This window comes from Melissospora conviva (genome assembly GCF_049523535.1).
Classification (GTDB): Bacteria; Actinomycetota; Actinomycetes; order Mycobacteriales; family Micromonosporaceae; genus Melissospora; species Melissospora conviva.
In genome coordinates this window covers 114,747-139,120 of record NZ_JBLLDT010000007.1, presented here as the reverse complement: position 1 = coordinate 139,120, position 24,374 = coordinate 114,747, and the positions used below count along the sequence as shown (strand labels likewise).

20 protein-coding genes are annotated in these 24,374 nt (G+C 72.3%); 13 read left to right on the top strand and 7 right to left on the bottom strand.

The genetic code is table 11. The features are described 5' to 3' along the window. The first annotated feature begins 66 nt into the window (after positions 1–66). Positions 67–1,260 (top strand): glycosyltransferase family 4 protein, encoded by a 1,194-nt coding sequence (locus ACK8GG_RS16855; protein WP_440354641.1) that lies wholly within the window; start codon positions 67–69, stop codon positions 1,258–1,260. Here the strand turns inward: ACK8GG_RS16855 and ACK8GG_RS16850 are convergent. Both ACK8GG_RS16850 and ACK8GG_RS16845 read right to left on the bottom strand, forming a co-directional pair. Further along, positions 1,245–1,442 (bottom strand): hypothetical protein, encoded by a 198-nt coding sequence (locus ACK8GG_RS16850; protein ID WP_440354640.1) that lies wholly within the window; start codon positions 1,440–1,442, stop codon positions 1,245–1,247. The genes ACK8GG_RS16855 and ACK8GG_RS16850 overlap by 16 nt on opposite strands. Positions 1,443–1,477: 35 nt before the next feature. Further along, positions 1,478–3,187, bottom strand: a complete 1,710-nt coding sequence (locus ACK8GG_RS16845; protein ID WP_440356757.1) for an MmpA family trehalose lipid delivery protein — start codon at positions 3,185–3,187, stop codon at positions 1,478–1,480. Positions 3,188–3,265: 78 nt separating this feature from the next. Between ACK8GG_RS16845 and ACK8GG_RS16840 the strand changes: the two genes are divergently transcribed. Further along, the gene (locus ACK8GG_RS16840) at positions 3,266–4,546 is read left to right on the top strand and encodes a polysaccharide biosynthesis protein (protein WP_440356756.1); all 1,281 of its coding nucleotides are present in this window, start codon (positions 3,266–3,268) and stop codon (positions 4,544–4,546) included. Positions 4,547–4,743: 197 nt separating this feature from the next. Here the strand turns inward: ACK8GG_RS16840 and ACK8GG_RS16835 are convergent, their stop codons facing one another. From ACK8GG_RS16835 to ACK8GG_RS16815, 5 genes are all read right to left on the bottom strand, one after another. After that, on the bottom strand, positions 4,744–5,721 hold the full coding sequence (locus ACK8GG_RS16835) for a TAXI family TRAP transporter solute-binding subunit (protein ID WP_440356755.1): 978 nt from the start codon (positions 5,719–5,721) through the stop codon (positions 4,744–4,746). Next, the gene (locus ACK8GG_RS16830; protein ID WP_440354636.1) at positions 5,718–6,110 is read right to left on the bottom strand and encodes a roadblock/LC7 domain-containing protein; all 393 of its coding nucleotides are present in this window, start codon (positions 6,108–6,110) and stop codon (positions 5,718–5,720) included. Before ACK8GG_RS16830 ends, ACK8GG_RS16835 begins: the two co-directional genes overlap by 4 nt. Further along, on the bottom strand, positions 6,107–8,389 hold the full coding sequence (locus ACK8GG_RS16825) for a sensor histidine kinase (protein WP_440354635.1): 2,283 nt from the start codon (positions 8,387–8,389) through the stop codon (positions 6,107–6,109). Before ACK8GG_RS16825 ends, ACK8GG_RS16830 begins: the two co-directional genes overlap by 4 nt. Positions 8,390–8,465: 76 nt before the next feature. Then, on the bottom strand, positions 8,466–9,485 hold the full coding sequence (locus ACK8GG_RS16820) for a TAXI family TRAP transporter solute-binding subunit (protein ID WP_440354634.1): 1,020 nt from the start codon (positions 9,483–9,485) through the stop codon (positions 8,466–8,468). Next, positions 9,482–11,590, bottom strand: coding sequence for a TRAP transporter permease (locus ACK8GG_RS16815; protein ID WP_440356809.1), 2,109 nt, complete (start codon positions 11,588–11,590; stop codon positions 9,482–9,484). The genes ACK8GG_RS16820 and ACK8GG_RS16815 overlap by 4 nt, the downstream gene beginning before the upstream one ends. A gap of 313 nt (positions 11,591–11,903) precedes the next feature. Between ACK8GG_RS16815 and ACK8GG_RS16810 the strand changes: the two genes are divergently transcribed. The 11 genes from ACK8GG_RS16810 to ACK8GG_RS16760 all read left to right on the top strand — a co-directional run bounded on the left by ACK8GG_RS16810 (position 11,904) and on the right by ACK8GG_RS16760 (position 24,355). Continuing rightward, on the top strand, positions 11,904–12,308 hold the full coding sequence (locus tag ACK8GG_RS16810; protein ID WP_440354632.1) for a DUF485 domain-containing protein: 405 nt from the start codon (positions 11,904–11,906) through the stop codon (positions 12,306–12,308). Next, positions 12,309–13,967, top strand: a complete 1,659-nt coding sequence (locus tag ACK8GG_RS16805) for a sodium/solute symporter (protein ID WP_440354631.1) — start codon at positions 12,309–12,311, stop codon at positions 13,965–13,967. Positions 13,968–14,138: 171 nt separating this feature from the next. After that, positions 14,139–14,903 carry an ABC transporter ATP-binding protein gene (locus tag ACK8GG_RS16800; RefSeq protein ID WP_440351214.1) on the top strand — a complete coding sequence of 255 codons (765 nt, stop codon included), beginning with the start codon at positions 14,139–14,141 and terminating at the stop codon, positions 14,901–14,903. Continuing rightward, a complete protein-coding gene (locus tag ACK8GG_RS16795; protein ID WP_440356754.1) occupies positions 14,888–16,588 on the top strand; it encodes an ABC transporter permease in 1,701 nt (566 codons plus the stop codon). Before ACK8GG_RS16800 ends, ACK8GG_RS16795 begins: the two co-directional genes overlap by 16 nt. Before the next feature lie 10 nt (positions 16,589–16,598). Further along, the gene (locus ACK8GG_RS16790) at positions 16,599–17,132 is read left to right on the top strand and encodes a flavin reductase family protein (RefSeq protein ID WP_440356753.1); all 534 of its coding nucleotides are present in this window, start codon (positions 16,599–16,601) and stop codon (positions 17,130–17,132) included. A gap of 207 nt (positions 17,133–17,339) precedes the next feature. After that, positions 17,340–17,702, top strand: a complete 363-nt coding sequence (locus tag ACK8GG_RS16785) for a DUF485 domain-containing protein (RefSeq protein WP_440351217.1) — start codon at positions 17,340–17,342, stop codon at positions 17,700–17,702. Next, on the top strand, positions 17,680–19,380 hold the full coding sequence (locus ACK8GG_RS16780; protein ID WP_440354628.1) for a monocarboxylic acid transporter: 1,701 nt from the start codon (positions 17,680–17,682) through the stop codon (positions 19,378–19,380). The genes ACK8GG_RS16785 and ACK8GG_RS16780 overlap by 23 nt, the downstream gene beginning before the upstream one ends. A gap of 114 nt (positions 19,381–19,494) precedes the next feature. Continuing rightward, the gene (locus tag ACK8GG_RS16775) at positions 19,495–20,472 is read left to right on the top strand and encodes a UDP-glucuronic acid decarboxylase family protein (RefSeq protein ID WP_440356752.1); all 978 of its coding nucleotides are present in this window, start codon (positions 19,495–19,497) and stop codon (positions 20,470–20,472) included. A gap of 78 nt (positions 20,473–20,550) precedes the next feature. Further along, the gene (locus tag ACK8GG_RS16770) at positions 20,551–21,789 is read left to right on the top strand and encodes an LCP family protein (RefSeq protein WP_440356751.1); all 1,239 of its coding nucleotides are present in this window, start codon (positions 20,551–20,553) and stop codon (positions 21,787–21,789) included. A gap of 155 nt (positions 21,790–21,944) precedes the next feature. Next, positions 21,945–23,147 (top strand): LCP family protein, encoded by a 1,203-nt coding sequence (locus ACK8GG_RS16765; RefSeq protein ID WP_440356750.1) that lies wholly within the window; start codon positions 21,945–21,947, stop codon positions 23,145–23,147. Between the two features lie 278 nt (positions 23,148–23,425). Further along, entirely contained in the window at positions 23,426–24,355 is a 930-nt protein-coding gene (locus ACK8GG_RS16760) for an LCP family protein (RefSeq protein ID WP_440351222.1), read from the top strand. The last annotated feature ends 19 nt before the right edge of the window (positions 24,356–24,374 follow it).

Below are 24,374 nucleotides of genomic sequence, written 5' to 3'. Positions count from 1 at the left end.
GCCACCCGCCACGGCGAGCCCATAGTGTGACGCGACCGCGAAGCGTACTCGCGAGTAGGGGTGAACATGGACACACTTGGGCCGCACCCGCACGTGCTGTTCCTCAACTGGCGGGACACGCGGAACCCCGAGGGCGGTGGGTCCGAGGTGTACATCGAACGGGTCGCCGCCGAACTCGTCCGCCTCGGGTACCGGTCCACGCTCTTCTGCGCGACGCACTCCGCCGGGCCGGCGCGGGAGACCACGGCCGCCGGCATCACCGTGCTGCGCGGCGGGGGCCGGCACACCGTCTATTTCCGGGCGGCCCTGACCTACCTGCTCGGCTTCCTGGGCTTCGGGCCGCTGAGCCGTACGCGCCTCGGCCGGCCGGACCTCATCGTCGACGTCGGCAACGGGCTTCCGTTCCTCTCGCCCCTCTACGCCCGGTGCCCGGTCATCGCGCTGGTCCACCACGTGCACCGTGAGCAGTGGCCGGTCGTTCTCGGCCCGTGGCTGGCGCGGTTCGGCTGGTGGGTGGAGTCCTGGCTCGCTCCCCGCGTCTATCGCCGCTGTCAGTACGTGACGGTCTCCGGCGCGACCCGGGACGAGCTGGCGACGCTCGGCATCGATCCGGCGCGGGTGACGGTCGTGCACAACGGCACTCCGGAGATGGCCCTGCACGCCCCGGTGCCGCGGACCCCGCAGCCGTCCCTGGTCGTCCTCGGGCGCCTCGTCCCGCACAAGCAGGTGGAGGTGGCACTGCAGACGGTCGCCGCCCTGAGCGAGGAGCTGCCCGGCCTGCGGATGACGATCGTCGGCCAGGGCTGGTGGGAGCCGCAGCTACGCGAACTCGCCACCGAACTGGGCATCAGCGCCCAGGTGGAATTCGCCGGATTCGTCACCGATGAGGAGAAGGCCCGGCTGCTCGCGGAGTGCTGGGTGGCCCTGACGCCGTCACTCAAAGAGGGCTGGGGGCTGACCATCGTCGAGGCGGGTGCGCTGGGAACCCCGACGGTGGCGTTCCGCGGCGCCGGCGGGGTGGAGGAATCCCTCGTGGACTCCGAAACTGGATTTCTCGCCGAGGATCTCGACGACTACGTCGCCAAGGTGCGGCTACTGCTGACCGATGATGCGCTGCGGACGACCATGGCGGCCGCGGCTCGGCAACACGCGGGGCGGTTCACCTGGGCAGCGGCCGGCGCGGCGTTCGCGAGCCTCGTGGCGAGGCAGACGCGGACCGCACCGGCCCTCGTGCCGGAGGCTTCCTACTTGCTGCCGTAGAACGTGGGGAGCATACGGTTGCCGGCCTCGTCGGTGAAGGGCTGGCTGCCGTCCTTGGTGGCCTGCTTGACGGCCTCGGTGGGGGTGGGGCCGCCGAAGCTGTTCGCGAGCGCGGCCGAGCCGACAAGACCAAGCGCGACCGCAACCGCACCAGCGACAACCAACGGAAGTGCTTTGCGCATGGGGGACTTCCTCCTCCTGGGTAGGTGCGCGGACGTTACCACGCAGTAGGCTTCCAGCGAAGACCTGAAATTGCGACCAGGGCAACCGCCAGCGCCAGTGCACACGCACCGGTCACCGGCCAGAACGTATCACCGCCGTCGATGGCCGGCACGGCGTCGTTGGACAGCAGAATCAGATCCGGTCCGGCGTGCACGGTCCGCAATCCGGCGAGCTGCTCCGGCGGCACACCCGCGCCGTACGCCCGCTGCACCACCACCCAGCGCACCCCGGTCGCCGCTACCGGCTCCCCCGCCGCCAACCCGGCCCGCAGCGCCGCCATCCGCGGATTCTCGCCGCTGACGACGTACTCCCCGACCATCAGGGTGTCGTCGACGAGCACATCCGCGTCAAGGTACCGGGGCAGCGGATCCAGCACGGTGCGGCCATGGTTCCAGTCGTACGCCCGGTAGGCGCTCAGCGGCAGGGAGAGCACCTCACCCGGATCCGCGGCCACCCGCGCGGCCACCACATCCCAATCCGCGGGGTACTGCGCCGGACGCAACCGACCGCCTGCCCCGTACGCCAGATCCGGCATCAGCAGCACCGGCAGCAGCAACGCGCCGAGCAGCACCGACCGGCCGGCGAGGCGGTCGTCGGAGGCCCCGGCCGGTGACCGCTGCAGCGCGGCGTCCAGTCGGTCGGCGAGGCGTTCGGCACCGAGCGCGGCCGCGACGGCGAGCAGCAGGGCGTACGGCATCAGGAACTTCTGCCCGTCGCGAAGCAGCCCGCCGCCGGGGACGGCGGACACCAGCCACTCCAGCGCCGCGACACCGCCGGGAAGCACCGGCGCGCAGGCCAGCAGGAACCCGGCCGCCGCCGCCCCGGCCAGCCGCAGCGCCACCCCGCCCGGCCAGCGACGGTGCAGCAACCGCGCGCCGTACGCCGCCAGCACGACGATGACCAGCGTCCCGATCGGCGTCAGGAGCGACGCCCGGCTCGGCAGGGTCGTCTCGGCGTTCCAGATGCCACCGGTGCCCGCCAGCGAACCGAGGACACCGCTCCAGTCCGAACCGCGCGCCGCGAAGGCGAGCACCCCCGCCGGATCACTGCGCCCGTCGGCGCTGGTCACCAGCGCGGCCACCAGCCACGGGGCGTTCAGCAGCAGCACCGCCCCGCACGCCAGCGCGGCCGCCCTCCGGCGGGTCCGGCCCAGCAGCAGCGCCGCGGTCAGCCCGGCGGCGATCACCCCGCCGGTCGGGGTGACGGCCGCGGGCACGGCCGCGAGGACCAGCCTGGGCAGGGCGCCCGGCTGCCCCGCCCGCAGCGCGATCGCCGCCCGCACCAGCCAGGGCAGCGCCGCGTACGCCAGCAGCAGTCCCCACTGGCCGATCAGCAGCCGCTCGGCGAGGTAGGGCGTCCAGGCGTACCCGACCGCGGCGACAAGGACCGTCAACCGCCGTCGCCCGGGCACCAGCCGGCCGGCGCCGACGGCGGCGAAGAGGAGGATCCCGGCGAGGAGCAGGCGTTGCAGCAGCCAGCCCGGTACGACCTGGGTGGCGAGGGAGACCAGCGCGTCGAGTGGCACCGCCCTCGGCAGTGAGTCCCCCGGGGCGATCAGCTCGGCGCGCAGCGGCTGCCGCGGCACGAAGACCATGTCGTAACCGAGCACGTAGCCGGGACCGGCCAGCGGAGCGAGGACCGCGACGGCGACCAGGAGCCCGGTGCCGTACAGCCACAGCCGATCTCGCAGGGTTGACCTCCTCATTACGCTGACCGGGCGGAGCCCGGCGCATCGACTGTACGCGGGGGCCAGACGGCGCGGCAGCGCAGACGTGGGGCGAAGATGAGTGAAGCGGTGCGCCGCCGGCGCCTCGCGGCGCTGGGCACGGCGGGGCTCGCCGTCACCGCGGCCGGCGTGGTGGTCAACGCGCTGGCGTATGTGCTGCCGGTCATCGGCGCCCGGCAACTGGAGCCCGCTTCGCTGAGCGCACTGGCGACCCTGCTGGCCCTCGGGGCCATCCTGGGCGTGCCCGCCACCGGGCTGCAGATGGCGGTCGCGGTGCACCGGGCCCGACACGGCGCGGCCTCGGCCGCCACCTCCACCCGCCTCACCGTCGCCGTCACCGTCGGCACGCTCGCCGTGGTCCTTCCGGTCGCGACGGTCCTGCTGCGGCTCCCCGCGCACGCGACAGCTCTATTGGGCGTCATCACATGCTGCGTCGTGGTGGCCGGCCGGTGGGTCGGGGAACTCCAGGGTGACCAGCGGTTCCTGCGGCTGGCCGCGGGGATGGCGGTGCTGGCCGCCGGCCGGTACGGCGGCGTCGCCGTGGGGCTGCTCGCCGGGGCCGGACTGACCGGGGCACTGCTCGCCGGGGCGGCGGCGTCCGCGCTGGTCCTGCCGTTGCTGGCACAGCTGGCCCGCAACGGCGGCGCGGCGGGGAGCACCGGGCCGGGGAGTGCGGCAGCGGTGCCGGTCCGGGCGGTCTTCACCGCCGGCGGGGCGACCCTGGCCATGCTGGTGGTCTCCTACGCCGATCTGCTGCTCGCCCGGCGGTTCCTCGAAGCGGACGTTTCGGCGGCGTACGCCGTCGGCACCGTCCTGACAAAGGGGGCGCTCTGGGCGCCGCAGGTGGTCACCGTGCTCGTCCTGCCCCGCCTGGCGAAAGGTGACCGGCGCAGCCTCACCACCGCGCTGGCACTGGTCGCCGGTTTCGGTGTGCTGCTGGTGACGGCGTCGGCGCTCGCCGGGGAACTCGCCTTCGGGATCGCCGGGGGCGCGGCCTACACGGGGTTCGGCGGGTACGCCCCGATCTTCGCGGCGACCGGGGCGCTCTACGCGCTCGTCTTCGTGCTGGTGAACGCGCAGGTCGCCGCCGGGGCGCGCTGGCCCTCGGCGCCGCTGTGGGCCGGCACCGCCGGTTACACCGTGGCTGTGGCGACGGTCGTTCCGCAGACGCTCGCCGGCATCGCCGTGAGCGCCCTGGTCACCGCGGCGGCGATGACGGCCGCCACCGGGCTGCTGGTGCTACTGCGTTCCCGGCGGCCGGCCCCGGCAGGTGTTCTGGCGACACCCGATCCGCGCCCCGTCACCGAACCGGCGTCCACACGTTATCCACAGCGGTGAACTCCCCCGGCGACGCTCGCCAGGCCGGCCCGCCATCGCCACGAAATCGTACGAATCGACGGCTAACTGGGGCCCTGTAACGCCGAACGCCGTCACCGAGCCCGTCGGGGCGGGCCAGGAAGGCAGCTCGCAGGCAACTCCGGCCGCTGATTGTCCACAGGTTGTCCACAGCCTGACGGCGAGATGCGGCGCGGCGCTCAGCCGCTGCGGTAGAAGCGCTTCGCACCGGGATGCAGCGGCACCGGATCGGTGTCGGCGGCACTGGCCCGGTCGAAGTTGCGCCCCTCCGGATGGACCTCGCCGAGCTCCGCCTGATACATGAAAATCAGCCGGGTCAGCGACTCGACCAGGTCGTCCGGCAGCTCCGGGGAGACCAGGATCAGGTTCGCCACCGCCACCGTCGGCACGTCCCGCGCCGTGCCGTACGCGCTGCGCGGCAGCTCCGCCGCCGAGTAGACCGGACCGAAGCGCTGGTTGAGCCGCTCGGTGAGGTCGGCGATCGGCAGGAAGGTGACAGTGTCGCCCGCGGCGGCGAAGAGATCGGTGATACCCGGGGTGGGCAGGCCGCCGGACCAGAACAGGGCGTCCACCTCGCCGGCCCGCATCCGCTTGACCGTCTCCGGCAGGGAGAGCCGCAGCCGGGTGATGCCGGCGTCCGGGTCGATCCCGGCGACGGTGAGCAACCGGCCGGCGATCACGTCGGTGCCGGAGTTCGCCGATCCGGTGGAGACGCGCTTGCCGCGCAGGTCGGCGAAGGAGCCGATGCCGGCCGCCTTGCGCACGATCACGTGCGTGTAGTTGCGGTAGATGCGGGCGATTGCCTGCACCCGCTGTGGGCGTCCGGTGAAGGAGGCCCGCCCCTCGTATCCGTCGGCCGCGGTGTCGGCGAGGCTGAAGCCGATGTCCATGTCGCCATTGGCGATCCGTACGACGTTGTCGCCGGAGGCCCCGGTCGGTTCGGCGCGCGCCTGGTAGCCGTCGAGATGACGGGTGATGATGTCGGCGAGCCCGCCGCCGAGCTGGTAGTAGACACCCGTGGTGTTGCCGGTGCCCAGGTAGATCTGTCCACCGTGCCACCGTTCGGCGGCCTCGTCCTTGCCGCTGTCGGCGCAGCCTGCCGTCAGCAGCAGGGCCACGACCAGGGCCAGGGCGCTCCCGCGTCGCGCCCGCCTCATCGCCGCGCCGCCGGCTCCAGCGCCTCCGCCACGCGCTGCACCAGCATCGCCGTCTCGTACCCGACCTGCCCCAGGTCGCAGCCGGGAGCAGCGAGCACCCCGAGCAGCGCCCGGTCGCCGACCGACATCACCAGCATCACGCCACCGTCCATGTCGATGATCTGTTGCCGTACCCGCCCGGCCGACATCAGCCGGGCCGCGCCGATCGTCAGGCTCGCCAGGCCGCTGATCACCGCGGAGAGCTGGTCGGCCTGGTCGTGCGAAAGGTGTGCCGAGGAGGCGAGCCGCAGCCCGTCGCCGGAGAGCGCCACGGCGTGCGCGACGTCCGGCACCTGATCGGCGAAGCTGGTGAGCAGCCAGTCCAGACGGCCTTGCAACTGCTGATTCATTCCGATCTCTCCCGTTGGTTCGGCGGTGGATCACGGCGTAGGGCGGCGGAGACACCTGCGGCCAGCGCGGAGAGCCGGCTGCGTACCAGCTCCGGGTCGAGCGGATCGACGCGGGACGTGGTGGCCGGCGCCGGCTCGGGTGCGAGCTGCTCGCCGCGGTTGCGCCGGGGCAGCACCGGCCGCTGCCCGGCAACCGCGGGGGCGGTGGCGCCCCGCACCGATGTCGGCCAGGCGGGCAGGCTGGCGGCAGCCGGGGAGCGACCGCTGGTGACCGCCCCGCGGCCCGCGGCGGCAAGGGCGGCCGGGGGCGTGCCGACCGGCCGCACGATGATCGCGCGCTCGTCCGCCGGGCGGATCGAATCCAGCGGGGCGAGCGCCTCGGCGGGCACCCCCACGTACGCGATGACGCCCGCGCCGGTCGACTCCAGCTCCACCTGGAAACCGTTGCGGGCGGCGAGGTGGGCCACCACGTGCAGGCCCATGTGCCCGGCTGACCGGCTGGAGAGCCCGGCCGGCGCCGCGAGCAGACTGTTGATCTCGGAGAGGCGTTCGGGCCCGATCCCGATGCCCTGGTCGCAGACCCGGATCAGCAACGCGCCGTCGGAGACCCGGGCCTGCACCTGCACCGCCGCGGCCGGCGGCGAGAAGCTCGTCGCGTTCTCCAGCAGCTCGGCCAGCAGGTGCACCAGGCTGCCGACGACCCGGCCGCTGACCGCCACGTCCGGCAGCTCCACGGCGACCCGGTCGAAATTCTCGATCTCGGAGGCCGCCGCGGCCACCACTTCGGAGAGGTGGTGGCCGCCAGGCTGGCTGCGTGCCGGGTCGGCCCCGGCGAGCACCAGCAGGTTGTCGCCGTTGCGCCGCAACCGGGCGGCGAGATGGTCGAGGGCGAAGAGCCGGGCCAGCGCCTGCGGGTCCGTCTCGGCCTGCTCGTACTCCTCGAGCAGGCGCAGCTGCCGGGTGACCAGGGTGCGGATGCGGCGGGCCAGCGCCTCGGCGGTCTCCCGCAGGTCCAGCCGCAGCTCCGCCTGGCGCACGGCCAGGTCGACCGCCACCTGGTGCACCGAGGCGAACGCCTGGGCCAGCTGGGCGATCTCGTCGCGCCCCTGCGCGATCCGGGCCGTCGTGGCGGCCGCGGTGTCCTCGCCGGTGGCGGCACGTCCGCCACTCACGGCGGCGATGCGCTCGGGCAGTTCGGTGTCGGCGACGGTGAGCGCCGCCGACTGGAGCAGGTTCAACCGCCGGCTGATCCGCAGGGCGAGCAGCACCGCGGCGCCGAGGGCGGTCAGGGCGACCAGGGCGCTGCCCAGACCCGTGAGCCACGCCTGCCGCGCGGCCTGACCTGCCTGTTCGGCCGCGAGCCGGTCAAGGCGTTCGGAGAGTTCGAGGCCGAGCCGGTGATAGCCGCGGATCGTGCCGCTCTGGGCGACGTACCAGGCGTCGGCGTCCCCGGCGTCGACCCGCCGTCCCGGGTCGACCGCGAGAATCGCGTCGCTCATCCGCTCCGCTGTTCCCAGGTCCGGACCGGTCAGCAACTCGGACGCGAAGCGCCGCCCGTCGGCGCTGGCGATCTGGGCGAACTCGGCCTGCCGCTGGTCCTGCGCGCCGCGCAGCCGCGCCAGCGCGGTCAGCTCCGCGGTGGTCGCCCTTCCCCGCACGAGCACCCCGCCGACCAGGTCCCGCTCCAGGGCGGCCAGGTGCTCCCGGGCCGCACCGACGGCCACCTCCCGGGCCGCACCGGCCAGGTCGGCGTCGCGCAGCTGAGCCGGCAGCGCGTCGGCCACGGCCAGCAGCGCCTCAGCGACGTCCCGGTAGGCCGTGTCGGAGAATCCGCTGGCGGAGCTGCCGGTCGCCGTCTTGCGAGCGAGACCGAGGCGGCCCAGTTCGACGTCGGCAGCCTCGAGGACCGCGGTCAGCTCGGGAACCTCCTTGCCGGCGGCCAGCCGCGCCTCGCGGTAGCGCACGAGTTCCTGGTCCACCCGCTCACGCTGGGCGGTGACCAGCTGGCGGCCCGCGGTGCCGCCCCGGGCACGCAGCGCGGCCGTCTCGGCGTACTCCCGTTCCAGCTCGTGCACCAGCCGCACGGTCGCGGTCGCCGTGCCGGCGAGCACCCGGGCACGGCCGGCGTCGCCGGCGGTGCCGACCGCGCGGGAAGTCTGCACCGCGCCGAGCAACAGCAGACCGGCCGTCGCCACCACGATCGGAACGATCAGCTGGGTCCGTACCGACCGCAGCCACGCCGCGGATCGCGTGTGCCGGCCTGCCCCGATGATGGGCACCCGAGCCTCCAAAGCTTCGATTGATGGCGCCGGGCGGGCCGGCGAGGGTGTCCCGCCGGCCCGTACGGTTGCCGGGTCAGCCGGCGAACAGGTCGTCGAGCGCCTTGCGGGCGCCCCGGTGCACGGCCACGGGATCGGTCTTGTCGGCGGTCTCCAGGCTGATCCCACCGGCGGCGGCGTTCGCCTTGGCCAGCTCGTCCTTCTTCTCGAAGATGGCCTTGGTGACCGCGCAGGCGACGTTGGCGTCGAGGTTCTCCCGCACCAGCAGCACGTTCGGGACCACGATGGTGGCAACGTCGGCCGGGGTGCCGTAGACGTCCTTGCCGATCGTGCCGGTCTGGTACGCCGTGTTGATCTCGTTCATCTTAGGCAGCAGCGGCGTGATGTCGATGAACTTGACCTTGTCACCCTGGGTGGTGAACAGGTCGGTGACACCACCGGTCGGGATGCCGCCGGACCAGAAGAAACCGTCGATCGTGCCGTCCTTCATCCCGTCGACGGTCTTGGTGAGGTCCAGCCGCTGGGCCTTGATGTCGGCGGCCGGGTCCAGGCCTGCCGCCTGCAGCAGCCGGTTGGCGATCACCTCGGTGCCGGACTTCGGCGAGCCCGTGGAGATGCGCTTGCCCTTCATATCGGCCACCGACTCGATGCCGGCGTCGGCACGCACGATGACCTGCGTGTAGTTGTCGTAAATGCGGGCCAGCGCCTGCACCGGCTGCGGGCTGCCGAACGAGCCCTTGCCCTGCGCCGCGTCCGTGGCGGTGTCGAAGAGCGAGAAGGCGATGTCGTACTTGCCGGCCACCAGCTGCTCGATGTTCTGCACCGAGGCGCCGGTCTCCGCGGCGGTCGCCGTGACCTTGCCGCCGGTGGCGCCCGGCAGCTGGGTGGCGAGCGCGTTGCCGACGACGTAGTAGACGCCGGTGGCGTTACCGGTGGCGATGCCGAGGCGGGTATCGGCGGTCACCTCGCAGGTGACCTCGGTGGACGTGTCGTCGGTGGCGACGTTGTCCTGCCGGCCGCCGCAGCCGGCGAGTGCCGTCCCCAGCAGCGTCAGCATTCCCACTCCGGCGACGAGCCGTACGTTACCTGGCCTCACTTGGTTCCTCCCTCTACAACTGCCGGTTTCCCGGCAGGCAGCGGACCGGACTCTCCGGCCACGCGATGCCGAATCAGACAGGTGACGACCACGGCCGCGGCCAGGGTGAGGCCGACGGTGACCGGCAGCGGCTCCAGCCACAGCAGGACGACGCCGGCCAGCGCCAGCAGGGTCCGGGGCAGGGCGCCGATCGGCCCGGCGCCGAGCAGCCAGCCACCGGCGGCCGCGGCGAGCACGGCGACACTGACCGCCGAGACAAGCCCGGCGAAGAGGATCTGCCCGGCGCCGCCGATGCCGAGCAGCCCCAGCCCGGCGGGGGTGACCACGAAGGCGATCGGGGCCAGGTAGGCCGGGAGGGCGTAGCGCATGGTCTGCCACATCGTCGGGACCACCCGGCCGCCCGTGACGGCGGCGGCGGCGACCGCCGCGAGCGCGGTCGGCGGCGATGCCTCCGAGAGCACAGCGAAGTAGAAGACGAACATCGCGGCGGCCGGCGCCGCCACCCCCAGGTCAAGCAGCGCCGGGCCGACGATCACCCAGCCGATGACGAAGGAGGCGGTCACCGGCACGGCGAGCCCGAGCAGGGTCAGGGCGAACGCGGCGAGCAGCGCGGTGAGCGCGATGACCACCGCGGGGTGGTCCGAGACGGCGGCGGCGGCGTCGATCAGCAGCGCGGCGGTCTGCGGTCCCAGCCCGGTCTTGGTGGTGGTGGCGGTGATGATGCCCGCGGCCGCGCAGACCGCCGCGACACCGAGGACCCCGCGGGTGCCGGCGGCGAGCGCCTCCACCAGCCGCGTCGGCGTCAGCCGGTAGCGCCGGTCCAGGAAGGAGAGCAGCGCCGCCAGCAGGGTCGCGTAGACCACCGCCCGGAACGGGGTCTGCCCCAGCGCCAGGAAGAGCACGATGACCAGCAGCGAGCTGAAGTGGTAGCCGAAGCGCAGCAGCAGCCGCCACGGTGAGGCCGCCTCGACGGCGACCGCGCGGGCACCGAAGCGCCGGGAGTCGATCTCCACCGAGAGCAGGATGCCGAGGTAGTAGAGGAGCGTCGGCACCAGCGCCCAGCCGAGCACCGCCAGATAGGAGACCCCGAGGTACTCGGCGATGATGAAGGCCGCCGCGCCCAGTGTCGGCGGGGAGAGGATCGCGCCGACACCCGCGGCGGCGAGCATGCCGCCGGCGCGTTCGGCCGGGTAGCCGGCCTGGCGCAGGATCGGCCAGGTCACCGCGCCGATGCTGACCGTGGTCGCCGCGCCCGACCCGGAGACCGTGCCGAGCAGGAACCCGGAGGCGACCGCGGTCCGCCCGGCACCCGACCGGGACCGCCGGAAGGCCGCCACCGACAGCTCCACGAAGAACCGGCCCGCGCCGGAGAGGTCCAGCACCGCCCCGTAGATGGTGAAGAGCACGATGTACGTCGCGGCGACGTCCAGCGGCGTGCCGTAGAAGCCGCTGTCGGAGTTGTAGAAGGCGTCGATGAGCTGCTCGAAGTCGAGACCGGAGTGGGCCACGTCCCAGTTCTGCGGCAGCATGCCGCCGTAGTAGCCGTAGCCGAGGAAGACCAGGCAGACCACGGGCAGCACCCAGCCGGTGGTGCGCCGGCAGACCTCGAGCAGGAGCAGCAGCAGGATCGTGCCCATCGCCACGTCAAGCGGCGCCAGCAGTCCCTGCCGGTCGAGGAAGGCGGTGTACCCGCCGCCGCCGGAGCCGAGCGTCACCGGCAGCACCGGGTAGAGGCAGACCACCAGGGCGAACGCCGCGAAGACCCAGTCCAGCACCGACGGCCGGTTGGCACGCGCCTCGGCCGGCGGCCGGGTCAGCCGGGCGGGCAGGAGCCGGTGCAGCCAGCCGGGGGCGGCCAGCCCCGCCGGGTACGCCAGGAACGCCAGCGGCAGCACTCCCGCCAGGAAGAAGATCAGGTAGTACTTGCTGCCCTGCGAGAGCGGGTCGAAGACCTGCCAGAGGGCGAGCAGGGCGACAGCCGTCGCCAACCCCGTGACCAACAGGCCAAGCGGGCCGGTCAGCACCCGGCCGGGCTTCTCCTCCTCGAACTGCGCGGCGAGTTCCTGGCTCTCGCGGACGGCGGCGTCGACGGTCTCGCCGCTGATCCGGTGCACGCCGCTGGTCGCCGCGGGCGGGTCTCCGGCGTCGGTGGAGGGGGCGGGCGGGTCCGCGAGGAGATCGCCGCCCGGGCGGACGGCATCACCCTCGGCAGTCTCGCCGCTGCGCTTGGTCGATGGCACGGTTTCGCACAATACGCGGAAGATCGAAATAGGGAAGGCCCTACATATAGGTATTTAACAATGACCAGGTGAGAAGGGGGGACGTCCACGAGCATCCCCGTGCCAGGTCGCCGCCGACCTCCACATCGCCACACCCGGGCACTGGACAGTGACGCCCGCCACACCCGAGACTGGCGGGGTGGCCGCCCACAGCGATCCGCCAGACCGCACCGAGGCGCTGCCACCGCGTACCCGGGTGGTGCTCGCCGAAGCCGGCCGCGGTGCCGCCCGCGCGCAGGCCCACACGGAGCTGACCCAGCAGACCCGCGTCGGCGAGGCGCTGGTGCGCGGCCTGGTCCGCGCCCAGCTGACGCTCGCCCTGCGGCTGTCGCTGGTGGTGGCGATCGGCCTCGGCGGGCTGCCGCTGCTCTTCACCGCCGCCCCGGCCGTCGGCCGGGCGCAGCTGCTCGGGATCCACCTGCCGTGGCTGCTGCTCGGCGTCGGCGCCTTCCCGTTCCTGGTCGCCGTCGGCTGGGCGTACGTGCACCTCGCCCAGCGCAACGAGCAGGACTTCACCGACCTGGTCGCGCGACCGGAACGTTAGATGCCCAACCAGTACGTCGTCCCGGCGATCGTGGCCGTCACCCTGCTGACCGTCGCCATCGGCTTCTACGGGCTCAAACTGGCCCGGACCACCTCGGACTTCCTGGTCGCCTCCCGTACGGTCAGCCCCACCTGGAACGCGGCGGCGATCGGCGGGGAGTACCTCTCCGCGGCGTCCTTTCTCGGCATCGCCGGCCTGATCCTGCGTGACGGCGTCGACATGCTCTGGTACCCGGTCGGGTTCGCCGCCGGCTACCTGGCGCTGCTGCTCTTCGTCGCCGCGCCGCTGCGCCGCTCCGGCGCGTTCACCCTCCCCGACTTCTGCGAGGTCCGGCTCGGTTCGCGGCGGCTGCGTGCCCTGGCCACCGTCTTCGTCATCTTCATCGGCTGGTTCTATCTGGTGCCGCAGCTGCAGGGGGCGGGGCTGACGCTGCAGACGGTGACCGGGGCGGCGTACCCGGTCGGGGCCCTGGTGGTCGCCGGGGTGGTCATCGCGAACGTGGCGCTCGGCGGGATGCGGGCGATCACCCTGGTCCAGGCGTTCCAGTACTGGCTGAAGCTGACCGCGCTGGCCGTACCGGCGATCTTCCTGGCGCTGCAGTGGCAGGCCGACGCCCGCCCGCCGGTGACCCCGCTCGACGGACCGGTCTTCCGGACCGAGACCACCGTCGTGGTCTCCGACGCCGCGACCCTCACCCTCCCCGACGGCCGGACCCGGGAGGTACACCCCGGCGACGAACTCTCCTTCGCCGCGGGTGACCCGGTGCCCGGGGTCTCCGGGGCGGCGACCGACGCGGCCGGCTGGCTGCTGCCGAACGGCGCCGGTGACGGCGACGGGGCGATCTTCGGCACGTACTCGCTGATCCTGGCGACGTTCCTCGGCACGATGGGGCTGCCGCACGTACTCGTGCGCTTCTACACCAACCCCGACGGCGCGGCGGCCCGCCGGACCACGCTGGTGGTGCTCGCCCTCGTCGGCGCCTTCTATCTGCTCCCCACCGTCTACGGGGTGCTGGGGCGGATCTACACGCCGCAGCTGCTGGTCACCGGCCAGACCGACGCGGTGGTGGTGCTGCTGCCCGGCGCGGCCCTCGGCGACGGCACCACCGGCCGGCTGCTCACCGCACTGGTGTCGGCCGGCGCCTTCGCCGCCTTCCTCTCCACCTCGTCCGGGCTGCTCACCAGCGTCGCCGGGGTGATCTCCACCGATGTCCTCGGCGACGGCTCGGTGCGGAGTTTCCGGCTCGCCACGGTGATCGCCGGCGTGGTGCCGGCCGTCCTGGCCCTGAACGTCTCCGGGCTGGACATCTCGCAGGTGGTGGGGCTTGCGTTCGCGGTCGCCGCCTCCAGCTTCTGCCCGCTGCTGGTGCTCGGCATCTGGTGGCGCGGGCTGACCGACCTGGGGGCCGCCGCCGGCGTGCTGGCCGGCGGCGGCGCCGCGGTCGGCGCGGTCCTGGTGACGGTGCTCGGGCCGCCGCTGACCGGCTGGCCGGCCGCGCTCACCGCACAACCGGCCGCCTGGACGGTGCCGCTGGCCTTCACCGTGATGATCGCGGTGTCGCTGGCCACCCGCCGCCGCGTCCCGGTCGACGTCGGCTCGACAATGCTGCGCCTGCACGCCCCCGACGCCCTGCGCCTGCCCGGCAAGGCAACGGTGTGAGCAGCCGGCCGGCGACGATCCGGCGCCGGCCGCAGCCGGTGACGATCAGCGCCGGACGACGCGTGACCGGGTGGACCCGCGGCTGATGTCCTGAGGTCCGTCGCGGGGAGGAGAACAAGATCGTCCCCTCGCCTGAGCTGCGCCGACGCCCCACCGGATACGGTCGTAGGCATGACTGGTGAGCACCCCGCCCTGACGCTCCGGGGTCTGGCGAAAAGCTTCGACGGCAAGGTCGCCGTCGGCGGCGTCGACCTGGACGTGCCGGCCGGATCCTTCTACGGGCTACTCGGCCCCAACGGCGCCGGCAAGACCACCACGCTGTCGATGGCGGTCGGGTTGCTGCGGCCCGACATGGGCCAGGCGGTCGTGCTCGGGCACGACGTCTGGGCCGACCCGGTGCAGGCGAAGCGGCTCTTCGGGGTGATGCCCGACGGCGTACGGCTCTTCGACCGGCTCAGCGGCGCGGAGCTGCTGGCGTACCAGGGGCTGTTGCGCGGGATGGACCCGGCGGAGGTGGACCGGCGGGCGGCGGAGCTGCTGGACGTGCTCGCGCTCGGCGACGCCGGGCGGACCCTGGTGGTGGACTACTCGGCCGGGATGAAGAAGAAGATCGGGCTGGCCTGCGCGCTGCTGCACGGGCCGCGGCTGCTGGTGCTCGACGAGCCCTTCGAGGCGGTCGATCCGGTCTCGGCCGCGCTGATCCGCGACATCCTGCTCCGCTACGTCGCCGGCGGCGGCACCGTGGTCTTCTCCAGCCACGTGATGGAGGTGGTGGAGCGGATCTGCACCCACGTGGCGATCCTGGCCCAGGGCCGCATCCAGCGCTTCGGCACCCTCGACGAGGTCCGCGGGCAGCGGCGGCTGGAGGAGGTCTTCGTCGAGGTGGTCGGCGGACGGACGGCGACCGGCGAGGAGCTGTCGTGGCTCTCCCGGTGAGCACCTCGGCCGCCCCGACGACGGCGACCGCACCCCGGCCGGTCTCGGCACGGCACTTCGCCCGGTTGAAGCTGCGGGTGATGGCGAACGGCTTCCGCGGGCAGACCGCGAAGGTCGTCCTCTTCGTGCTGGGTCTCATCGGCGGGCTCTGGTTCGCCGCCATGGGCTTCTTCCTGCTGCTCGCCACCGGCGCCACCGACAACCCGAACGTGGCCGTGATCGGCGCCGGGCTGGGCGGCGCCGTGATCGTGCTCGGCTGGGTGCTGCTGCCGCTGGTCTTCTTCGGGGTGGACGAGACCCTCGACCCGGCCCGGTTCGCGCTCCTGCCGCTGACCCGCCGCACCCTGGTGACCGGCCTGCTCACCGCCGCCCTGATCGGGGCGCCGGCGCTGGCGACGCTCCTCGCCACCGGCGGCCTGGTGGTCGCCGCCGGGCTGCTCGGCGGGCTCGGCGCGGCGCTCGTCGCGGCGGTCGGGGTGGTCGGTGGGGTGCTGCTCTGCGTGGCGGCCAGCCGCGCGGTGACCAGTGCCTTCGCCGGCATGCTCCGCTCCCGGCGGGTCCGGGACCTGGCCGCGGTGCTGCTGGCCGTGCTCGCGGCGCTGCTCGCTCCGCTGCAGTTGCTGCTGATGCGCGGCGCCGAGGGCGCCGACTGGGACCGGGTCGCCGACGTCGCCCGGATCGTCTCCTGGACCCCGATCGGGGCGCCCTACACCGCTGGGCTGGAGGTCGCGCAGGGCCGCTGGTGGGCGGCGCTGCTCAAGCTCGCCGTCACCGCCGTCACCATCGCGGTGCTGCTGGTCTGGTGGAGCCGGACGATGGAGTCGGCGATGGTCGGCACCGCCTCGGCCGGCCCGGCCGCGAAGCCGGCGTCGGCGGGCAGCTCCGCGGTCGGCGCTCTCTTCCCCCGGCTGCTCGCCCGGCTGCCCCGCAACCGGTTCGGCGCGCTGGTCGCCCGGGAAGCCCGGTACTGGTGGCGGGACGCCCGCCGCCGCTCCGGGCTGATCACCCTCGCGGTGATCGGCGTCTTCGTCCCGGTGATGATCAACCTCGGCGGCACTTCGGGGATGAACGACGCGCTGAGCGGATCGGATGTCGATGTCTCACCGCTGCTCTTCAGCCTCTCCATGGTCTTCGTCGGCACGATGGCGGCACTGAACCTGGCGAATCAGTTCGGCTACGACGGCAGCGCGTACGCGGCGAACGTCATCGCCGGGGTGCCGGGGCAGACCGAGCTGCGGGCCCGGTTCGTCGCCTACTCGCTCTACATGGTGCCGCTGCTGGTTCTCATCGCACTGCTGCTGCCCTTCGTGCTCGGCGAGCCGGCCTGGGCCGGGGTCGCCGCCGGAACCCTGCTCGCCTCGTACGGCGCCGGTCTGGGGGTCAACGCGCTGGTCTCGGTGATCGGGGCGTACGACCTGCCGGAGACGAGCAACCCGTTCGCGATGAACACCGGCGCGGGAATGACCCGCAGCCTGCTGAGCATCGTGGCGCTGCTCGCCTCGGTGGTCGCCACAGTGCCGCTGCTGCTGGCGAATGTCCTGCTCCCCGGCTTCTGGCTCTGGCTGGCCCTGCCGGCCGGGCTGACGTACGGCGTCGGGGGCGCGCTGCTCGGCGCGTACATCGCCGGTGACCGGCTGGACCGGCGGATGCCGGAGTTGCTGCACGCCGTGACGCCCCGGCGCTGAGCGGGCCACAATGTTTCACGTGAATCCAGAGCCGGGCGCCCAGATCCATCACACCGATCCCTTCGCGACGCCGCAGCAGGAGCGCTCCCCGGCCCGCCGGCTGCGTGGGCGGCTCGCCGCCCCGGTGACGCTCTGGACCGCACCCGGCCCGGCCGGACTGACCGTCTCATCCACCCTGGTCGCCCAGGGTGAGCCGGACCGGTTGCTCGGCCTGGTCGACCCGGAGTCGGACTTCTTCGACGCCGCGGTCACGGCCGGCTGCTTCGCGGTGAGCGTGCTCGGCCCGCCCCACCGGCAGCTCGCCGACCGGTTCGCCGGGCTCTTCCCCTCGCCCGGCGGCCTCTTCGCCCTCGACGAGTGGACCGAGACCGCGTACGGGCCGGTGCCCGCCGACGCGAGCGCCTGGGCGGCCTGCCGCCTCGACTCGGTACGCGAGTTCGGCTGGTCGCAGCTCGTCGAGGCGACCATCATCGACGCCACCGTCGGGGAGCGGGCCGTCCCGCTGCTGCACCACCGCGGCCGTTACCGGGAACTGCCCGACTGAGTCCTGGCCGGCCCGGCCGCGACCCCCGGCCCGCCCTCATCCCGGTCCCGCCACCACCGATGCGCCGAACGGCGGGGCGCCGTCAGTGGGCGCAGCCAGGACGCCGTTCGGCGCAGCTGCCGCCCGAGGGCGCGATCACCCGTTCCGGCCCGGCCCGGCGGCTCCATACCGTGCGCCCACCTCCCAGATGAAGGTGGTGATTCACGCATGTCCACGGATACCCCCGCCCCGACCGAGTCGGTCGCGCAGCGGTACGTCGCCGCCCAACGCTCGGACGACTTCGTCCAGCTGCGCCGTACCCTGCGCCGGTTCGTCTTCCCGATGACCGCGGCGTTCTTCGGCTGGTACGCCCTCTACGTGATCCTGTCGGCGTACGCGCGCGACTTCATGGCCACGAAGCTGATCGGCAACATAAACGTGGCCCTGATCTTCGGGCTGCTGCAGTTCGTCTCCACCTTCCTGATCGCCTGGGTCTACGCCCGTTACGCCGGGCGCAGGATCGACCCGCTCGCGGACCGGGTCCGCGCCGACATGGGGGAGGTGACCCATGAGCACGGTCCGCGCGGCTGAGGCCACGGCGGTGCTCGCGGCCGAGGCCGGGAACGCCAACACCGCCCGTACGCTGACGATCGTCCTCTTCGTCCTGCTGGTCGTCGTCACCCTCGGGCTGACCATCTGGGCCAGCCGGCAGACCAAGACGGCGACGGACTTCTACGCCGGCGGGCGTTCCTTCTCCGGCTTCCAGAACGGCATGGCGATCGGCGGCGACTACATGTCGGCCGCCTCGTTCCTCGGCATCGCCGGCATCATCGCCCTCTACGGTTACGACGGCTTCCTCTACTCGATCGGCTTCCTGGTCGCCTGGCTGGTGGCGCTGCTGCTGGTGGCGGAGCTGCTGCGCAACTCGGGCCGCTACACGATGGCCGACGTGCTGGCGTTCCGGATGCGGCAGCGTCCGGTGCGGACAGCGGCGGCGGTCTCCACCATCACCGTTTCGATCTTCTATCTGCTGGCGCAGATGGTGGGGGCGGGCGCGCTGGTGGCGCTCCTGCTCGGCATCAAGCCCGACACCACATTCCTCGGCATGAGCGCCGACACCGCCAAGGTCGCCACGATCATCCTGGTCGGCGCCCTGATGATCATCTACGTCACGGTCGGCGGGATGAAGGGCACCACCTACGTGCAGATCATCAAGGCGGCGCTGCTGATGGGCGGCACGCTGGTGATGACGCTGCTCGTGCTGGCGCACTACGACTTCAACCTCTCGGCGCTGCTCGGCGACGCCGCCGGCGCCTCCGGCAAGGGCGACGCCTTCCTCGAGCCGGGGCTGCGGTACGGAGTCGAGGTCGCCGGCAACGCCCAGCAGACCTTCTACAACAAGATGGACCTGCTCTCCCTCGGTGTCGCGCTGGTGCTCGGCACCGCCGGGCTGCCGCACATCCTGATCCGCTTCTACACGGTCCCCACGGCGAAGGCCGCCCGCAAGAGCGTGCTCTGGGCGATCGGCATCATCGGCACCTTCTACCTCTTCACCCTGGCGCTGGGCTTCGGCGCGGCGGCGCTGGTCGGACGGGATGCGATCGTCGCCCAGGACACGGCGGGCAACACCGCAGCCCCGCAGCTGGCCGAGGCGCTCGGCTTCGACTTCTTCGGCGGGGAGATCGGCGGGGCCGCGATGCTGGCGATCATCGCCGCGGTCGCCTTCGCCACCATCCTCGCCGTGGTCGCCGGGCTGACCCTGGCGTCGTCGTCGAGCCTGGCGCACGACTTCTACGCCAACGTGGTCAAGAAGGGCCAGGCCTCGGAGCGGCAGGAGGTCCGGGTGGCCCGGATCTCGGCGTTCGGCATCGGCGCGATCGCGATCGTGTTGTCGATCTTCGCGCAGAGCCTGAACGTGGCGTTCCTGGTCGCGCTCGCCTTCGCGGTCGCCGCCTCGGGCAACCTGCCGGCGATCCTCTACAGCCTCTTCTGGAGGCGGTTCAACACCAGCGGCGCGGTCTGGGCCATCTACGGCGGCCTGATCGCCGCGGTCGGCCTGGTCTTCTTCTCCCCGGTCGTCTCCGGGGCGCCGACGTCCATGTTCCCGGACTCGGACTGGCAGTGGTTCCCGCTGTCGAACCCCGGTCTGATCTCGATCCCGGTCGGCTTCCTCTGCGGCTGGATCGGCACGATCATCTCCAAGGAGAACGACGCCGACAAGTACGCCGAGCTGGAAGTTCGCTCCCTGACCGGCGCCGGAGCGCACTGAGCGGGAACTCCTCGCGCGCGGCGTCACCGCGGGCCCCCGTCGGCGTACCGCCGATCGGGGGCCCGCGGCCGTCGTGCCGCCGGTCCCGGTCTCCCGCTTCGGTACGCTGACGGCATGAACGTCACCCCGCGATTCGGTCCCGATCACCGCGTGCTGGTCTCCGGCGGCGCCGGCTTCGTCCCCTCACACCTGGTGGACTCACTGATCGGACGCGGCTGCACCGTCGTGGTGGTCGACAACTTCGTCACCGGCTCGAAGGAGAACGTCGCCCACCTCGTCGACAACCCCCGCTTCACGCTGGTGGAGGCCGACGTCACCGAAGGGCTGCCGGTCCACCACCCGGCCCTCGCCGAGCGCTTCGACGCCGTCCTGCACATGGCCTCCCCGGCCAGCCCCACCGACTTCGCCGTGCTGCCGATCGAGATCCTGCGGGTCGGTTCGCTCGGCACGCTCCACCTGCTCGACCGGGCACTGGCCGACAACGCCCGCTTCCTGATGGCCTCGACCTCCGAGGCGTACGGCGATCCGCTGGTGCACCCGCAGCCGGAGAGCTACTGGGGCAACGTCAACCCGATCGGCATCCGCAGCGTCTACGACGAGTCGAAGCGCTTCTCCGAGGCGGCGACGATGGCGTACCAGCGCCACCGTGGCCTCGACGCCGCCATCGTGCGGATCTTCAACACCTACGGCCCGCGGATGCGCCCCGACGACGGACGGGCCATCCCGACCTTCATCAGCCAGGCGCTGCGCGGCGAGCCGCTGACCGTGCACGGCACCGGCACCCAGACCCGCTCGATCTGCTACGTCGACGACCTGGTCCGCGGCATCCTGGCGCTGCTCGACTCCGGCGAGACCGGACCGGTCAACTGCGGCACCGAGCACGAGCTGACCATGCGCGAGCTCGCCGAGCTGATCGTGTCGCTGACCGGCAGCACGTCGGAGGTTAAGTTCGTCACCCGCACCGCCGACGACCCCGAAAAGCGTCGCCCGGATCTCACTCTCGCCCGTGAGCTGCTCGGATACGCCCCGCAGGTCGCGCCCGAAGACGGCCTGCGCCGCACCATCGAGTACTTCCGTACCCGTTTGGCGTAGCAGGGCGGCGCGACAACCGCAACGGACACGACCCTCGCCGACAGGCGGGACGGGCATGGGCTACGTACCCTGATTGACATGCCTGCCGCGAGGTCCGACCAGCCGTACGCCGACGATTCCCGGCGGCGCCCCCACGCCGCCGCCGGACGGGCGAGCGTGCGAGCCGACGAGCGGCGCGGGCGCGTCCGCGGCGCCGCGCCGGCCCAGCGCGCCGACGAGCGGTACGACGAGGACTTCGACGGCGGTGGGCCCCGCGGCCCCGGCGGGCCCGGTGGCCGGGGCGGCTCCGGGGACGGCGGACGCCGCGGCCCGAAGCCGCGCTGGGGGCGGATCGCCCTGGTCGCCGTGCTGGCGCTGGCGCTGGTCGCCGGCCTCGGCGGCTGGTTCTACGCGCGGGGTCTCAATGACGATCTGGCCCGCACCGACCCCTTCGCCGGGCTCACCGATGGGCGGCCCGCCAAAACGGTCGAGGGCTCGCTGAACATCCTGCTGGTCGGCACCGACTCGCGGGACCCGGACGCCCCGATCAACGAGTCGAGCCAGTGGCGCGCCGACACCGTCATCCTGATGCACATCCCGTCGGACCACTCGGCGGCGTACCTGGTCTCGATCCCGCGTGACCTGTACGTGCCGATTCCCGCCGATGCCGGCGCGACCTGCGACTCCGGCAACCGGGCCAAGGTCAACGCGGCGTTCGCGTGGGGCGGCCTGCCGCTGGCGGTACGCACCGTCGAGTGCTTCACCGACGTGCGCATCGATCACGTCGCGGCGATCGACTTCGGCGGCTTCAAGGAGGTGACCGACGCGCTCGGCGGGGTGGAGCTGAAGGTCGAGCGGACCATCACCTCGATCCACAAGCCCTACCGCACCTTCGAGAAGGGCACCCGGAACATGAACGGCGCCGAGGCGCTGGACTGGATCCGGCAGCGCAAGCAGTTCCCGGACGGCGACTTCGCCCGGATGCGCCACCAGCAGGAGTTCCTCAAGGCGCTGATGGACAAGGCGGCGAGCACCGGCACGCTGACCAACCCGGCCCGGCTGAACTCGTTCCTCAAGGCCGTGACGGCGGCGGTGACGGTCGACGAGGGTTTCTCGCTGACCGACATGGCGCTGCAGTTCCGCAATCTGCGCAGCGACAACCTGCACTTCGTCACCAGCCCGCACCTGGGCAGTCAGACGATCAATGGCGAATCGGTGGTGGTCTCCGACCGGGAACAGGCCCTGACCATGTATCAGGCGATCGGCGGCGACAAGATGGCGCAGTGGATGCGCAGTCAGGAAGAGTCCAAGTCGTCCCCGACCCCCGGCGCCAATTAGTCGCGGCATCATCGCTGACTGTGGTTAACCTGAGAAAGACTGCCGGGGAGGGTGGGGAAAACTGTCCGAACAGTTGATGGCCGGACAATTCCCATTTGGTGTGACTGCTCCGTAAGGTTGGTTCGCCCCCCAAGACAAACGCGCCCTGGAGCAGCATGTCGGTTCAGACCCGCCCTTCGTCGCGCACCTCGACGGCCGCCGCTGCCCGCGTGTCGCAGCAACCGCGATCCGCATCGAAGCGGAGCGGCCCTCCCGGCCCCCCGGCCGGTGGCAAGCGCAAGAAGTCCAAGGGCGGCAAGGACCCGATGTGGGCCCGCCTCCTGCTGATCTTCGGCGCCGTGCTGATGGTGGTCAGCGGCGCCTCCATCGTCGGGGCCAAGACGGTGATCAACCAGGCCACCAAGGACATCAAGACCGGCAGCCTGATCGGCGACGCCGGCAAGTCCAGCGCCGAGGGCGGTGACGACCTCAAGGGCCCGATCGACCTGCTCCTGCTCGGCGTCGATGTCCGCGCCGACTGGGACGCCTCCGATGTGCGGGCCGACACCATCATCGTGCTGCACATCCCGGCGACCCACGACGCGGCGTATCTGATCTCCATTCCGCGGGACACCAAGGCGGACATCCCAGGCCACGGCACGGACAAGATCAACTCCGCCTTCCACTTCGGTGCCCAGAACGGCGGCGGCTGGGAGGGGGGCGCCCAGCTGATGGCCAAGACCATCAAGGGTCTGACCGGGGTCAGCTTCGACGGCGCCGCGATCATCAACTTCGGTGGCTTCCGCAGCATCGTCAACGCCCTCGACGGGATCAAGGTCTGCGTCAAACAGCCCATCACCTCCGCGCACATGATGCGGGTGGAGGGCGAGGGCGTCATGGCGCTGGCCAAGGCCCGGGAGAGCGGCAAGCCCTACCAGCCGGTGAGCTACAAGAAGGGCTGCCAGAAGATGAACGGCTGGCAGGCGCTGGACTTCTCCCGGCAGCGCAAAGGAATGGAGAACTCCGACTACGGCCGCCAGCAGAACCAGCAGCAGGTGATCAAGGCGATCGCCAAGAAGGCCACCGAGAGCGGCGTCGTCTCCAACCCGATGAAGGTCCAGGCGCTACTCAAGGCCGCCGGCGAGTCCCTGGTGCTCGACACCGGCAACATCGCCATCGAGGACTTCGTCTACGGTCTGCGCGGCGTCGGCGGTGGCGAGATGACCATGCTGCGCACCAACGGCGGCAACTTCAACGGCGACGGCATCACCTTCGAGTTCCTGGACGAGACCACCATGGGCATGTTCCAGGCCATCAAGTCCGACACCCTCGCCGAGTACGTCTACAACAACCCCAGCGTGCTGTCCGACCGCAAATAACGCACCGCCCCGCCCGCGTCCACCACTGCACTGCCGGTGCACGAGGCGGCAGTTCCCGGACGCCAATCGGCGCGATCGGGGCCGGTGCGGGCTGCCGCGCCCGTAGCCTCAGGTGAGAAGTGCTCACCCTCCGGCCTCGGGAGTGCGCCACGTCCAGATCCGCACGCGGGCGCCAGCCCGGCCCAGCCGGTCCGCCGGCCGGCGCCGGGCCACCGGACCGGCGTTCCCGCTGGCCGCGCCGACTGCTCCGCCTCGGGGGCGTCCTGCTGATTCTCGCCGTGCTCGGTGGGGTCGGCTTCTGGCAGATCGTCGAACGCTACGACCGCGCCCTCACCAAGGAGGAGCTGCTCAACCCGGAGGCCCGCCGCAAGCCCAGCGCCGCCTCCGGGCCGCTCAACTACCTGCTGATCGGCTCCGACGAGCGCCCCCGTCAGACCAGCGACGACCAGCGCTCCGACACGATCATCATCGCCCACGTACCGAAGGGGATGGACCGGGCGTACCTGGTCTCGGTGCCGCGCGACCTGCTGGTGCAGATCCCCTCGGCGCCGAACGGCTACCCCGGCGGCACCGACAAGATCAACGCCGCCTTCCAGGCCGGCGGCACCGACCAGGGCGGCACCCAGCTGCTCTCGGCCACCCTGACCAACCTCACCGGGCTCCGCTTCGACGGCGCCGCTCTGATCAACTTCGAGGGCTTCAAGAAGGTCGTCGACCTCCTCGGCGGGGTGCGGATGTGCGTCGACACCGAGGTCCGCTCGATCCACACCAACGCCGTCTTCACCCCCGGCTGTCACGAGATGAACGGCGCCCAGGCGCTCGACTTCGCCCGGCAGCGGTACGGCCTGCCCGGCGGCGACTACGACCGCCAGCGCCACCAGCAGCAGCTGCTCCGCGCGATCATGGAACGTGCCGGCGCCGCGGACGTGGTCGGCAACCCGGTCAAGCTCGACCAGGTGCTCCGGGCCGCCGGCTCGGCGCTGACCGTCGACACCAACGGCGTACCGGTGGAGAGCCTCGCCTTCTCGCTGCGCGGACTCCGCTCCGACCAGATCTCCGGCGTCCAGCTCCCCTCCTACCCGGAGGAGGGGTACGGCATCTCGTACGTGCGGCTGGACCCGTCCGGGGACGGACTCTTCGCGGCGCTGCGCGAGAACCGGGTGCGGGAATGGGCCGAGGCGAACCCACGCTGGGTCAATCGCCTCTGAACCCGCACGGTGGGTCGAT